Here is a 13,418-nt window from a genome sequence, read left to right on the forward strand (position 1 = left end):
GTCACTCTCACAAACCATAAGAACCAACATGATGACAGAGATAGCAATCACCCATTTAGGTCTTTGTACCCCACTGGGGCACACGCAAGAGCTGGTGTTACAACGCCTGCTAGATGGTGATACCCAAGGGATGATGTGGCGTGATGATCTGATCCCCGAGCAGCGCATATTGGTCGGGGCGGTCACCGCTCCCTTGCCGGCCATCCCTGACCCGCTGCTGCGCTTCGATTGCCGTAACAATCAATTACTCTTGGTGGCCGCCATGCAGATTGAGCAGCAAGTGACGCAGGCGAAAGCTCAGTATGGTGCCGATCGTATCGGCATTATCTTAGGCACTAGCACCTCGGGGATCGCCAAAGGCGAAAAGGCACTGGCTTATCGCGCCGAGCACGGCGTGCTGCCCGATGATTACCTCTACTCCAAACAGGAATTGGGTAATAGCAGCGACTTTTTACAGCACTATTTCAACCTTAAAGGCCCCTGTTATACTGTGTCGACGGCCTGCTCATCCAGCGCCAAGGTGTTTGCCAGTGCTAAACGCTTATTGGCGGCAAACCTGTGCGATATGGTGATTGTGGGCGGCGCCGATAGCCTGTGTAAGCTAACGTTAAATGGCTTCAATTCGTTAGAATCTATCTCCAAAGGTCACTGCCAACCCTTTAGCGCCAACCGCGACGGCATCAATATTGGCGAAGGGGCGGCACTATTTACCTTAATCAGAGGCCGCGCGGACGTGATGCTTGCTGGTGTGGGAGAGTCGAGCGACGCCCATCATATGTCGGCGCCTCATCCTGAGGGGCTTGGCGCCATCGCCGCTATCGAAATGGCGCTTAAGCAGGCCAATATTAGCGCCAAACAGATCGACTATATTAACCTGCACGGCACCGCAACCATCAAAAATGATGCCATGGAAAGCCGCGCGATAGCCCAAGTGTTTGCCGATGACTTACCTTGGGTGAGCTCCACTAAACCCTTAACAGGCCACGCCCTTGGCGCAGCGGGTGCCATCGAGGCGGCCTTCTGTTATTTACTCTTATCAGCCCGTAATCCAAGTGGGCGCTTACCGCCGCAGTTGGGCGATCAGCAGTGGGACGATAACAATCCGCCACTGCGCTTTGTGCCCGCTCACAGTGATAATGCCCAAGCGTGCGCGCTACGCTATGTCATGAGTAACTCTTTTGCCTTTGGTGGCAGTAACGCCAGCGTTATTTTTTGCCGCCCCGAGATGTAACCCAATGAACCAGAGCAATACCCACAACCCAAACTCCCCATTAGCGCTGCTCGATGTGGCCGATTATCTGCCCCATCGCGCGCCCATGATCTTGATCGATCGGCTGCTTGAACATCAGCCAGACACCTTGCTGAGCGAGGTATTTATTCAACCTAGCAGCCCCTATTTTGATGACAAGACCCAATCTGTACCCAACTATGTGGGAATAGAATATATGGCGCAAAGCATCGCCGCGCTTGCGGGAATTGAAGCCACCGCCAAGCAGCAGCCTATCCGCGTCGGATTTCTGCTGGGCACCCGTAAACTCCAGCTGCACATTAAGGCGTACCAATTGGGGCAGCGTTACCAGATCAGGGTCAGTCGCCTATATCAAGAAGAGAGCGGGTTGGCGGTGTTTGACTGCCAAATTCTGCACCAAGCTACCCTTGTGGCGACGGCCAACATCAATGTATTTCAGCCGCAAGACACCCAAGCCTATATCGCTCAAAGCAGCCAAGACAACAGGGAAGATAACTCATGAATAAACGCGTATTAGTCACAGGCTCTAGCCGCGGAATAGGTAAAGCCATCGCCCTCAAACTGGCGGCCAATGGGTTTGATATTGCGCTGCATTTTCACCGCAATCAAGATGCCGCTAACGCCACCCAAGCACAGTTGCAAGCCTTAGGCGCACAGGTCAGTTGCCTGCAATTTGATGTGGCCGATCGTGCTGGCGTCAAGGCGGCCATTGAGGCCGATATCGCGCAGCATGGCGCCTATTATGGCGTGGTGTTAAATGCCGGCATTAATTGCGACACCGCCTTTCCCGCCATGAGCGAGCAAGAATGGGACAGCGTGGTGCACACCAATCTCGACGGTTTCTATAATGTGATCCATCCCTGCACCATGCCGATGATCCAAACCCGCCAAGGTGGGCGCATTATCACCATGGCGTCAGTGTCTGGCATTGCCGGAAATCGCGGTCAGGTCAATTACAGCGCCTCTAAAGCGGGGATTATTGGTGCAACCAAGGCGCTCAGTTTAGAGCTGGCAAAACGTAAAATTACCGTTAACTGTATCGCGCCGGGCCTTATCGAAACCGACATGGTAACCGATATTCCAAGCGATATGGTTAAACAGCTGGTGCCGATGCGCCGCATGGGCACCCCGGCAGAAATCGCTGGGCTGGCGAACTTCTTAATGTCAGAAGACGCCGCCTATATCACCCGTCAGGTTATTTCAGTTAATGGTGGCATGATTTAATGACAAGTTCGACAAGACGTGTAGTGATCACCGGAATCGGTGGTGTCAGTGCATTGGGCCACGACTGGCCAACCATTGCCAAGCGGTTACAGGCACAACAAAATTGTGTGCAGCGCATGGATGAGTGGGACAAATATGACGGTTTAAATACGCGCCTCGCCGCCCCCATCAACGACTTCGATAAACCTGCGCACTATTCGCGTAAAAAGATCCGCGCCATGGGTCGTGTCTCTGTCATGGCCACATGGGCTAGCGAAAAAGCCTTAATTGATGCCAATCTGTTTGACGATCCTGTGGTGAATTCTGGCGCCATGGGCATCGCCTACGGCTCATCGACGGGCAGTACCGATCCGCTCATCGCCTTTGGTGACATGTTGAAAACTGGCGATATGTCTGGCGTCACCGCCACCAGCTATATACGCATGATGGCCCATACTACCGCGGTCAATGTGGGGGTGTTTTTTGGTTTAAAAGGCCGAGTGCACACCACCAGCAGTGCCTGTACGTCGGGCAGCCAAGGCATAGGTTATGCTTATGAAGCGATCAAATTTGGTCTGCAAGATCTGATGCTAGCCGGCGGCGCCGAAGAGCTTTGCCCAACCGAAGCTGTGGTGTTCGACACCCTGTTTGCCACCAGCACTCAAAATGATCAGCCCAGCATGACGCCGCGCCCTTTTGATAGCGATCGCGACGGGCTGGTTATCGGTGAAGGTGCCTGTACCTTAGTGCTAGAAGAGCTTGAACACGCCAAGGCGCGCGGCGCGAAAATTTACGCCGAACTGGTGGGCTTTGGCACCAATGCCGATGGGTTACACGTGACCCAGCCCAATGCCGACACCATGGAAGTGGCTATCCGCTTGGCATTAAAAGATGCCCAGCTCGCGCCCCAAGCCATAGGCTATGTTAACGCTCACGGCACGGCCACCGACCGCGGTGATATTGCCGAAACCCAAGCAACTGAGGCAGTATTTGGTCAGCAGATGCCTATCTCGTCGCTCAAAAGCTACACTGGCCACACACTCGGGGCGTGCGGCTCGCTAGAGGCTTGGTTAACGATTGAGATGATGAATGCGGGGTGGTTTGCGCCGACGCTAAACTTGCAGCATGTGGATCCGGCCTGCGGCAAACTCGATTATATTAAAGATGGCATTCGCCACCTAGAAACAGAGTATGTAATGAGCAATAACTTTGCCTTCGGCGGGATCAATACTTCACTGATCTTTAAGCGCTGGCGCGGCTAGGCTGGCAACACAAAAAGACGTAATAGACTATGCCATCATTGTTCATTGACAGTGGCGTCATAGGTCATTGATTGGTCATTTGAAGTGCCGCAATTGACCGTGGCACAATGAAAAATGGCGTAACCTAGGTTACGCCATTTTAATATTCGGCCTTATTCAGTCAAGGCAGCCACACTGCCAAAGCTTAAAGGCTGCGAGCTTATCTGAGCAGATTACGCGACCAGCTGCTTAATCTCTTGCTGCGCCTGCTGTATTCCTTGCTCGGCGGCTTCAGGGCCCATATTGAGCGCTTCGGCGTAAACGGTATCGACATTTTCAATACCAATAAAGCCTAATACCGTCTTAAGATAAGGTACAACATGGTCAGTCGCTCCGGCTTTATGCACACCGCCACGAGTGGTGACGACAACGGCCCGTTTACCTTGGATCAAGCCTTGAGGGCCGGTATCGGTATAAGTAAAGGTCACACCGGCACGAGCGATCAGATCGATCCAGTTTTTTAGCTGCGTCGGAATGCTAAAGTTGTACATGGGCGCAGCGATAATCAGGGTATCGTGAGCCTTAAGCTCGGCAATCAGCTCATCAGACACTGCAACTGCTTGCTGCTGCTTATCCGATAGATTGTCAGCACCTCTTAGTGCTAGTGCAATTTCACCGTCAAGCACGGGTAATGTCTGCTCAGCTAAATCTCGCACCGTCACCTTAGACCCCTCTACTTGCCACTCTTGTAGCAACTCATCAACTAACTTAGCCGATTGAGAATACTCACCCAAAATACTCGATTTTAAAACCAATACACTCGCCATAACACACTCCAATACCGACTAAAGATGAGCCATTATAATTATCGATTAATCGAAACTAAAGCGCATAAAATGCGACAAAACAATCGATAAAATAGAATTGTAAAACCAACCACTCCTCCCTACTGACCGGTACGAATTAGGAATAAGCAAAGGCTAAATGATATCGCATTGATTTTATTTGATTAATTAACGAACAACGTAATGAGTCGTTTTTTATCCCCTTTTTTTTGTGATCTTGTGCTCTTATCTCGCCGTAGATAGCTGATGTTAATCAACTGTTATAGAGGAAGGATGCATGAAACGGATATACCCTGCGATACTACTCAGTACAAGCGTGATGTTTGGTTTGAGCGCGTGTAATGACGATGATGACGATATTATCAAGTTACCCGAGCCCATGCTTGAAACACAGGTACGTGTGATCCATGCTGGCGTCGATGCCCCAAAGGTGAACGTCAATGCCAACGGCGCCGCGTTACTCACTGACGTCGATTATGCCGTGTCCAGCGGTTTTACGACCGTTCCAGTTGATACCTATGCCATTGGTGTCGATGCCCAATTAGCCGATGGCTCAGTGCTTGAGGTATTAACCGCTGAGCTGGATGCCATGGCAGAGATGCAATACACCGCCGTCGCCGTTGGCAAGGTGGCAGAGGACACGCTGCAACTCAAACTCATCGCCAATGCGGTCAGTGACATTGCTACCGATTACGCCCGTGTACAAGTATTGCACGGCGCATCTGATGTCGGTTTAGTGGATATTTATGTCACCGCACCGGGAGTCGATATCACATCTCAGGCGCCCACCTTGTCGGCTAACTTCCTCGATGTCAGCGATCAGCTTGAGATCTTAGCCAGCGATTATCAGATCCGCATTACCGCATCTGGGCAAAAAACGCCGGTGTTTGATTCTGGCACTGTCCCATTGCAAGCCGGCAATGATTACCTGATAAGCGCCATCCCTAATGCTGCCACCGGTGATTCACCTGTAGCACTTCTGGTCGCCTTAGATGATGCACAGCTGGTGCTACAAGACACCATGACAGGCAGTGATGTGCGAGCCATTCATGCAGTAGCTGATGCCCCTGCGGTCGATATCTTCCTCGACGGCGCAGCCATCCCTGCGGTTGATATGCTTAGCTTTAGCGAATTGACCGACTACCTTAATGTGCCTGAGGGCGACCATACCATTACCGTGGCTGCCGATGCAGACAACAGCCTAGTGGTCATTGATGCCGCGCCTGTGACGCTAGCGCAAGGCGCCAGCTATAGCGTATTGGCGGTAGGCTCGTTAAGCGATAGTGATATTGCACCATTAGTGGTGATGGAAGATCGTCGCCGAGTTGCAACTGAGGCCAAACTCAATATTATTCACGCCTCTTATTCGGCGGGTAATGTGGATATCTACCTCACTCCAAGCAGTGATATTACCGCTGCCACACCAGCACTTAGCAACGTGCCATTTAAAGCCACATCGGGCAGTTTGTCCGTGCCTGCTGGCGATTATGTGGTCACAGTAACAGGCACTGGCAGTAAAACGGCGGCGATTGGACCACTCAATGTTACGCTCGCGGCGGGTAACCTCTACAGCGTGGCGGCGGTAGATGCCGCAAATGGTGGCACTCCACTTGGAGTGATTTTAATGGATGACTTTGTGCCAGCGCTTTAGTTATTGCTGTTAAATGATTGTCTTATAAGCTACTTGTCTTGAGTGGCAGCTCTTTAAACTGCAACGCTTTAGCCATAGCGCTTTGATGATAGTGCATTGCAACACAAGGTTACGCTGACCATAGTATTTCAATGGCGCAGCGATTACTGATGAGACCAACCACAACAGCGCCTAATTATAGTAGGCGCTGTTTTTTTATAAAAGCGCCTCTATCTCAACCCCTTTTTGGCCCGCCTAAAGGAGACAAATTAGGGTGTCGCTGTCATTTTCTGGTATTCTCTGCATTATTAAAAATGACTTGAACACATACATAATCATGTCCAAACAAGACTCTTTCTGGTTTAAATCATTACGTTGGATACAAAAGAAACTGGTCCATACTATAGTGGTTCCCCAGCACCCTTTTGATGACCTAAATCTGGATTCAGATAGACCTCTGGTCTACGTAATGAAGACGAAATCCATCAGTGATATCGCTGCCTTGAGCGAGATAACCGCTAAACTCGGCTTACCTAGCCCCTATGAAGCACTCAATGTGTGCGGCGAAAAAATGTCGCGCGTCGTCTGTCTCGAAGGGGCGAAACCCTTGTTTGGTGAACGCGAGAGTAACGAATATTACCTCGACAGCTTCACTCGTCTACTCAGTGCACACAAACAACACCCAGAGCTCGACATTCAGCTAGTGCCCGTCAGCCTATACTGGGGGCGAACTCCCGGCAAAGAAGATGACACCATGAAGGCGGCAGTGTTCGAGCGAGAAAACCCGACATGGCTGCGTAAGTGCCTGATGATTTTATTCTTAGGCCGACATAACTTCGTACAGTTTTCTAATGCGATGTCGCTGCGATACATGGCCGACGAACACGGCACAGATAAACGTATCGCGCAAAAACTGGCGCGAGTGGCACGGGTGCATTTTCGTCGTCAACGCAAGGTCATGACCGGGCCCGTATTACCGAATCGCCAAAACTTATTCCACTCGCTGCTTAAGTCTGAATCGATGAAAAAAGCGATTCAAGAAGAAGCTCAGAGCAAAAAAATCTCCGAAGCCCAAGCCCGCGAAACCGCACTCGAATACCTAGATGAGATCGCGGCGGACTACTCCGACAGCCTAGTGCGTATTGCCGAGCGCTTCCTCACTTGGTTATGGAATAAGTTGTATAAAGGCATCAATATCAAAGGCGCAGAGCAGGTTCGTCAGTTGCACCATGACGGTCATGAAATTGTCTATGTCCCTTGTCACCGTAGCCATATGGACTACCTGTTACTCTCTTATATCCTCTATTACCAAGGTATGGTGCCACCGCATATTGCCGCCGGAATTAACCTTAACTTCTGGCCCGCTGGCCCCATGTTCCGCCGTGGCGGCGCCTTCTTTATTCGCCGCAGCTTCCGCGGCAACAAACTTTACACCGCCGTCTTTCGTGAATATTTAGATCAACTGTTTGCCAAAGGCTATTCGGTTGAGTATTTCACCGAAGGTGGACGTTCACGCACAGGACGCTTATTAGCACCGAAAACCGGCATGATCGCCATGACACTTAACAGTGTACTGCGCGGAGTCGAGCGCCCAGTGACCTTAGTGCCCGTGTATCTTGGCTATGATCATGTGATGGAAGTGGCCACTTACCACAAAGAGCTCAGCGGTAAGACAAAGAAAAAAGAGTCGCTATGGCAGGTGTTTGGTGCCATCCGTAAATTAGGCAATTTCGGTCAAGGTTACGTTAACTTCGGTCAGCCAATCACGCTACACAACTTCCTCAACGAGCAAGTGCCAAACTGGCGTGAAGAGCTGGCCCAAGACCGCGAGCAAAAACCCACTTGGCTCACCCCTGTGGTCAACACTTTGGCTAATCGGGTGATGACGCGCATTAACGATGCCGCCGCAGTCAGCTCGGTGACCTTAACCAGTTTAGTGTTACTGGCCTCAGAGCAACATGCGTTAGAACGTTCACAGCTGGAAAAACAGCTAGATCTGTATCTGACCATACTCAAAAAGCTACCTTACACTGAATTTGCCTCGGTCGTTGAAGGCGACGGCGCCAAATTGATAGAACAGGGGCTTGAGCTGAAAAAGTTTACACTCGACCGTGACCCACTGGGTGACATCATCTCTATCGATGAAAGCCAGGCGGTGTCTATGACATATTATCGCAATAATATCATTCACTTAATGATTATCCCGTCGTTAATCGCCAGTTGCCTAACCCAGCACGATAACTGCACTCGTCAAACGATTATCGATACCGTCGAAGACTTTTATCCACTGCTACAAGCCGAACTGTTTATGGGAATAGACGATATACCTGAATATGTCTCTCAGTTGTTGGATCTGCTGCTTGAGCAGGGGCTTATCAGTGAAGCAACAAGCTTTAGCGTCAATCCAGAGCATCTTAACCAACTACTGTATTTGGCGGGCACTATCAGTGAAACTATGCAGCGCTACGCCATTATCTTCAATATTTTGGCCGCTGCACCTAACATTGAACGCTCAGAACTCGAGAGCGATAGCCATCAGTTAGCTCAGCGCCTTGGCGCATTGCATGGCATCACAGCACCTGAGTTTTATGATAAAAAACTCTACGGCACCCTGAGCGTTAAGTTAAAAGAGTTAGGTTATCTGGCCGATAATGCGAAGCAAGCCGATGTGCAGCGTATTCGCTCACGGGCGAACCATCTGCTACATGCCTCGGTGAAACAAACCATTGTCGACAGTGTCGCTGCGGAGCACCACGCGTAATGGCCAACCATATGAATGCCGCCAAGCATAAAGCCTCTGGCAAATCATTATTGGGTGGCGCAATGATTATCGCAGGTACCGCCGTCGGTGCCGGGATGTTCTCTCTGCCTGTCGTCGGCGCGGGTATGTGGTTTAGTTACTCGCTAGTGATGATGTTAGGCGTGTGGTTTTGTATGTTGGTCTCTGGGCTATTACTGCTCGAAACCAATTTACACTTTGAACCCGGCGCCAGTTTTGACACCCTGACCCGCGACACCTTAGGCAACTTTTGGCGCATCGTAAACGGCCTGTCCATCGCCTTTGTGTTGTACATTCTGGCCTATGCTTACATCAGTGGCGGCGGGTCCATCGTCAACCATAGCTTAACGGGCTTAGGGATTGAATTGCCTCAAAGCTTAGCCGGGCTTATCTTCGCCGTTGGCTTAGCCATAGTGGTGTTTATCAGCACTAAGGCGGTCGATCGCATCACCACCATCATGCTGGGGGGGATGATAATCACCTTCTTTTTGGCCATAGGTAACTTGCTTATCGAAATTGAGCCCGTTAAGTTGTTTAATCCCAATGGTGAAAACCGTTATTTACCCTATATGTTAGCGGCGATCCCGTTTGGTTTAGTCAGTTTTGGTTATCACGGCAATGTGCCAAGCTTAGTGAAGTACTATGGCAAGGACGCCAATACCATAGTGAAAGCCATCACTTTGGGCACCTTAATCGCGTTTGTCATTTATGTCTGCTGGCTCATGGCCACCATGGGCAATATCTCACGTATCGAGTTTATCGATATTATCGCCCAAGGGGGGAATATCGGCGTGCTGGTAGCGGCGCTATCTGATGTGATGAGTAGCCGTTGGCTTAATACCATGCTAACCCTGTTTGCTAACTTGGCGGTAGCCTCGTCGTTTTTAGGGGTAACCTTAGGGCTGTTTGACTACCTTGCGGATCTATTCGGTTTTGAGGAAACTCGCGCTGGCCGTTTAAAAACCGCGACGGTCACCTTTGTACCGCCAACCTTACTTGGGCTGCTGTTTCCCAATGGCTTCTTAATTGCCATTGGCTTTGCGGCCATCGCCGCCACCATTTGGGCGGCCATTGTGCCTGCCTTGATGGCGTATCGGGCGCGGCAGATGTTTCCCCATAGCCAAAGCTTTAAAGTGCCTGGCGGCACAGCAGTGATCGCCATCGTCATTGGTTATGGCGTATTGACCGCGGCCTGTCACCTGCTTGCCATGGCTGAATTGTTGCCGGTCTACGGTTCGTAATTCACCTCACTGCAACCCAATAAAAAAGGCGCTCTTAGAGCGCCTTTTTTTGTTTACTGTTGTCATTTACAAGATAAGCAACTAGGTATTAGCGTCATCCTTGCTCAACGTGCGACCGTAAATCAGCAAATACAGCGCGGGTAACACAAACAGCGACAGCAACGGCGCGGTTATCATGCCGCCCACCATAGGCGCAGCAATCTTCTGCATCACATCGTTACCCGCGCCCGAGCCCCACATGATAGGTAATAGGCCAAAGAAGATGGTCGCGACCGTCATCGCCTTGGGTCGAATACGCATCACAGCCCCCTCGATAAGCGCCGCTTTAAGATCGCCAATGACCACATAGCTGCCGGTCTCTTTACGGTGCTTAATGGCATTATTGAGATACACCAACATCACCACCCCAAACTCGGCGGCCACACCCGCTAACGCGATCATCCCAACAGCGACCGCTACCGACATATTAAAGTCGAGCAGGTAGAGCAACCAAGTGCTGCCAACCAAAGCAAATGGCAGACTGAGCATGATGATAGAGGCCTGCATGGTTGAGCCAAAAGTCATCATCAGCAGAATAAAGATCACCGCCAGCGCCATGGGGATCACCTGTTTCAGTTTAGCGTCCACCCGTTGCATATATTCATACTGCCCGGCAAAGCTATAACTGTAACGCGGCGGCACCACCAACTGCTCATCGAGCACCGTTTGCGCCTGAGTGATGTACTCGCCAATTGAAGTGCCCTCAATATCGACAAACACCCACGAGATCAGGCGACCGTTTTCACTCTTTAACATAGGCGCGCCATCGCTAATGCTGATATCGGCCAAGTTGCGTAGCGGCAGGTAATGCCCTGACTTAGTGATCACCGGAAGCTCTCTTAGCTTGTCGATATTGTCACGCAGCTCTCGGGGATAACGCAGGTTGATAGGGTAACGCTCGGCGCCCTGCACCGACTCACCAATTTTCATCCCCCCGATGGCATAGCGCACCACATCTTGGATATCACTCAGCGACATACCATAACGGGAAGCCACATCTAACTTAGGGGCGATATCGATATAACGTCCGCCACCAACTCGCTCGGCATAAGCCGATTTGGTATGTGGCAACTGACTGAGGATCGCCTCGATATCGGCGCCCACTTGCTGCAACTCATTGACATCGGCGCCAGTGATCTTAATCCCTACCGGGGTTTTTATCCCCGTCGATAACATATCGATACGGGTCTTAATCGGCTGCACCCAGGCGTTGGTTAAACCGGGCACTTTAACGGTTTTTTGCAGCTGATCTATGATGTCGCTTAACGCAATACCCTCGCGCCACTCGGCTCTGGGTTTAAGCATGATAGTGGTCTCTAACATGGTGAGCGGCGCCGGATCGGTCGCGGTTTCGGCACGCCCCACCTTACCAAACACTCGCTTAACCTCAGGCACGGTTTTAATTAACCTGTCGGTCTGTTGCAGAACTTCGGCCGCTTTACTGGCACTGATCCCCGGTAAGGCGGTGGGCATATACAGCAGATCGCCCTCTTCCAGTTCAGGCATAAACTCGCTGCCCATTTGCGTTACCGGATACCAAGCACTACCCAGTGCCACGAGTGCCACTAACAAGGTGACTTTAGGGAAACGTAGCACCAGCGTCAGCGACGGCTTATACAGGGCAATTAATATGCGGCTAATGGGGTTACTGCTCTCTTTAGGAATGTTGCCGCGAATAAAAAAGCCCATGAGTACGGGGACTAAGGTTATCGACAATACGGCCGCGGCCGCCATCGCAAAGGTCTTAGTGTAAGCCAGCGGGCTGAACAGCCGCCCCTCTTGCGCCTCTAAGGCAAAAACGGGCACAAAACTTAAGGTAATGATAAGCAGTGAGAAAAAGAGCGCCGGCCCCACCTCGACCGAGGCCTGCGCCACGATGTGCCAATGCTCTTTATTATCTGGGCCGCGCTGATGCTCCTGCCTAAAATGCTCCAGATGCTTGTGCATGTTCTCTATCATCACAATGGCCCCATCGACCACGGCGCCAATGGCGATGGCGATGCCGCCCAGACTCATGATGTTAGCGTTTACTCCCATCTTATTCATCACGATAAAGGCGATGAGAATAGACAGCGGCAAGGTGATCACCGCCACCAATGTCGAGCGCGCATGCAGTAAAAACAGCAAACAGACCACGCCGACAACCACCATCTCCTCAATCACCTTGCTGAACAAGTTGTCGACCGAACTCTCGATCAAATGCGATCTGTCATAGGTAGGTACAATTTCTACCCCTTGGGGCAAACCAGCCTTGAGCTGCTCTAACTTGGCTTTGACCGCCTCAATGGTGGCTAAGGCATTTTCACCGTAACGCATCACGATAATGCCGCCGACCACCTCACCTTCACCGTCAAGCTCGGCAATACCACGACGCGACGCAGGGCCTTTGCGCACCGTCGCCACATCTTTAAGTAACAGAGGCGTTCCCGACGGGCTGGTGATCCCCAGTGGGATTTCACGAAAATCATCTAAGGTTTGTCGGTATCCTTTAGCCCGCACCATATATTCAGCTTCGGCCATCTCAATCACCGAGCCGCCGGCTTCGGTGTTCGATTTCGCGATGGCGTTTTTAATGGTGGCGATATCTAAACGATAGATGGCCAGCTTGTCTGGCTCGACCACGATTTGATAAGTTTGCTCCATGCCGCCAACGGTGGCGACTTCTGACACTCCCGCCACACTCTGCAGCTCTAATTTTAAGTACCAATCTTGCAGACTTTTTAATTGTGACAGATCTAAACTGCCGGAGCGATCCACTAAGGCATATTCAAAAATCCAGCCCACACCCGAGGCATCAGGCCCCAATGATGGCTGAACCCCAGGCGGTAAGCGACTACTTACTTGGCTTAAATATTCCAGTACCCGCGAACGGGCCCAGTAGATGTCGGTGCCATCTTCGAAGATGACATACACATAAGAGTCACCGAAAAACGAATAACCGCGCACGGTTTTCGCGCCTGGCACCGCGAGCATAGCGGTCGATAAAGGGTAAGTGACCTGCTCCTCTACCAGTTGTGGGGCTTGCCCTGCAAAAGGAGTTTTAATAATCACCTGCACATCCGACAGATCCGGTAAGGCATCTAACGGAGTACTTCTGAGCTCTTGTACACCCCACACGCCAATCATAATAGTGATGATCAGCACCATCAGCCTTTGCTGGATGGCCAATTGAATAATTTTGGTTAACATAA

General features: G+C 51.1%; 9 protein-coding genes. 7 read left to right on the forward strand and 2 right to left on the reverse strand.

The genetic code is table 11. The features are described 5' to 3' along the window. Positions 1-28: 28 nt before the first annotated feature. From DN599_RS10670 to DN599_RS10685, 4 genes are read left to right on the forward strand one after another with little or no spacing between them, the layout of a single operon-like run. Positions 29-1,231 (forward strand): beta-ketoacyl-[acyl-carrier-protein] synthase family protein, encoded by a 1,203-nt coding sequence (locus DN599_RS10670; protein WP_110457613.1) that lies wholly within the window; start codon positions 29-31, stop codon positions 1,229-1,231. A gap of 4 nt (positions 1,232-1,235) precedes the next feature. Then, complete coding sequence (locus DN599_RS10675) at positions 1,236-1,751, forward strand: hotdog family protein (RefSeq protein WP_110457614.1); 516 nt, start codon at positions 1,236-1,238, stop codon at positions 1,749-1,751. Continuing rightward, positions 1,748-2,473, forward strand: a complete 726-nt coding sequence (locus tag DN599_RS10680) for a 3-ketoacyl-ACP reductase FabG2 (protein ID WP_110457615.1) — start codon at positions 1,748-1,750, stop codon at positions 2,471-2,473. The genes DN599_RS10675 and DN599_RS10680 overlap by 4 nt, the downstream gene beginning before the upstream one ends. Then, positions 2,473-3,714 carry a beta-ketoacyl-ACP synthase gene (locus DN599_RS10685; protein WP_110457616.1) on the forward strand — a complete coding sequence of 414 codons (1,242 nt, stop codon included), beginning with the start codon at positions 2,473-2,475 and terminating at the stop codon, positions 3,712-3,714. Before DN599_RS10680 ends, DN599_RS10685 begins: the two co-directional genes overlap by 1 nt. Positions 3,715-3,926: 212 nt before the next feature. Here the strand turns inward: DN599_RS10685 and DN599_RS10690 are convergent, their stop codons facing one another. Then, positions 3,927-4,520 (reverse strand): FMN-dependent NADH-azoreductase, encoded by a 594-nt coding sequence (locus DN599_RS10690; protein WP_110457617.1) that lies wholly within the window; start codon positions 4,518-4,520, stop codon positions 3,927-3,929. A 295-nt stretch (positions 4,521-4,815) separates the two neighbouring features. Between DN599_RS10690 and DN599_RS10695 the strand changes: the two genes are divergently transcribed. The 3 genes from DN599_RS10695 to mtr all read left to right on the forward strand — a co-directional run bounded on the left by DN599_RS10695 (position 4,816) and on the right by mtr (position 10,188). After that, a complete protein-coding gene (locus DN599_RS10695; RefSeq protein WP_110457618.1) occupies positions 4,816-6,189 on the forward strand; it encodes a DUF4397 domain-containing protein in 1,374 nt (457 codons plus the stop codon). Positions 6,190-6,505: 316 nt separating this feature from the next. Continuing rightward, a complete protein-coding gene (gene plsB, locus DN599_RS10700) occupies positions 6,506-8,929 on the forward strand; it encodes a glycerol-3-phosphate 1-O-acyltransferase PlsB (RefSeq protein WP_110457847.1) in 2,424 nt (807 codons plus the stop codon). Beyond that, positions 8,929-10,188, forward strand: a complete 1,260-nt coding sequence (mtr, locus tag DN599_RS10705) for a tryptophan permease (RefSeq protein ID WP_110457619.1) — start codon at positions 8,929-8,931, stop codon at positions 10,186-10,188. The genes plsB and mtr overlap by 1 nt, the downstream gene beginning before the upstream one ends. A gap of 81 nt (positions 10,189-10,269) precedes the next feature. Here mtr and DN599_RS10710 read toward each other — a convergent pair whose 3' ends face one another. Further along, positions 10,270-13,416, reverse strand: coding sequence for an efflux RND transporter permease subunit (locus tag DN599_RS10710; RefSeq protein ID WP_110457620.1), 3,147 nt, complete (start codon positions 13,414-13,416; stop codon positions 10,270-10,272). Positions 13,417-13,418: the final 2 nt, after the last annotated feature.

Source organism: Shewanella algidipiscicola (assembly GCF_900380485.1).
GTDB classification, from domain to species: domain Bacteria; phylum Pseudomonadota; class Gammaproteobacteria; order Enterobacterales; family Shewanellaceae; genus Shewanella; species Shewanella algidipiscicola.

Bases quoted from the DNA above. Each gene is read 5' to 3' on its own strand.
- DN599_RS10670 (WP_110457613.1), top strand. From the start codon at position 29: ATGATGACAGAGATAGCAATCACCCATTTAGGTCTTTGTACCCCACTG.
- DN599_RS10675 (WP_110457614.1), top strand. From the start codon at position 1,236: ATGAACCAGAGCAATACCCACAACCCAAACTCCCCATTAGCGCTGCTC.
- DN599_RS10680 (WP_110457615.1), top strand. From the start codon at position 1,748: ATGAATAAACGCGTATTAGTCACAGGCTCTAGCCGCGGAATAGGTAAA.
- DN599_RS10685 (WP_110457616.1), top strand. From the start codon at position 2,473: ATGACAAGTTCGACAAGACGTGTAGTGATCACCGGAATCGGTGGTGTC.
- DN599_RS10690 (WP_110457617.1), bottom strand. From the start codon at position 4,520: ATGGCGAGTGTATTGGTTTTAAAATCGAGTATTTTGGGTGAGTATTCT.
- DN599_RS10695 (WP_110457618.1), top strand. From the start codon at position 4,816: ATGAAACGGATATACCCTGCGATACTACTCAGTACAAGCGTGATGTTT.
- plsB (WP_110457847.1), top strand. From the start codon at position 6,506: ATGTCCAAACAAGACTCTTTCTGGTTTAAATCATTACGTTGGATACAA.
- mtr (WP_110457619.1), top strand. From the start codon at position 8,929: ATGGCCAACCATATGAATGCCGCCAAGCATAAAGCCTCTGGCAAATCA.
- DN599_RS10710 (WP_110457620.1), bottom strand. From the start codon at position 13,416: ATGTTAACCAAAATTATTCAATTGGCCATCCAGCAAAGGCTGATGGTG.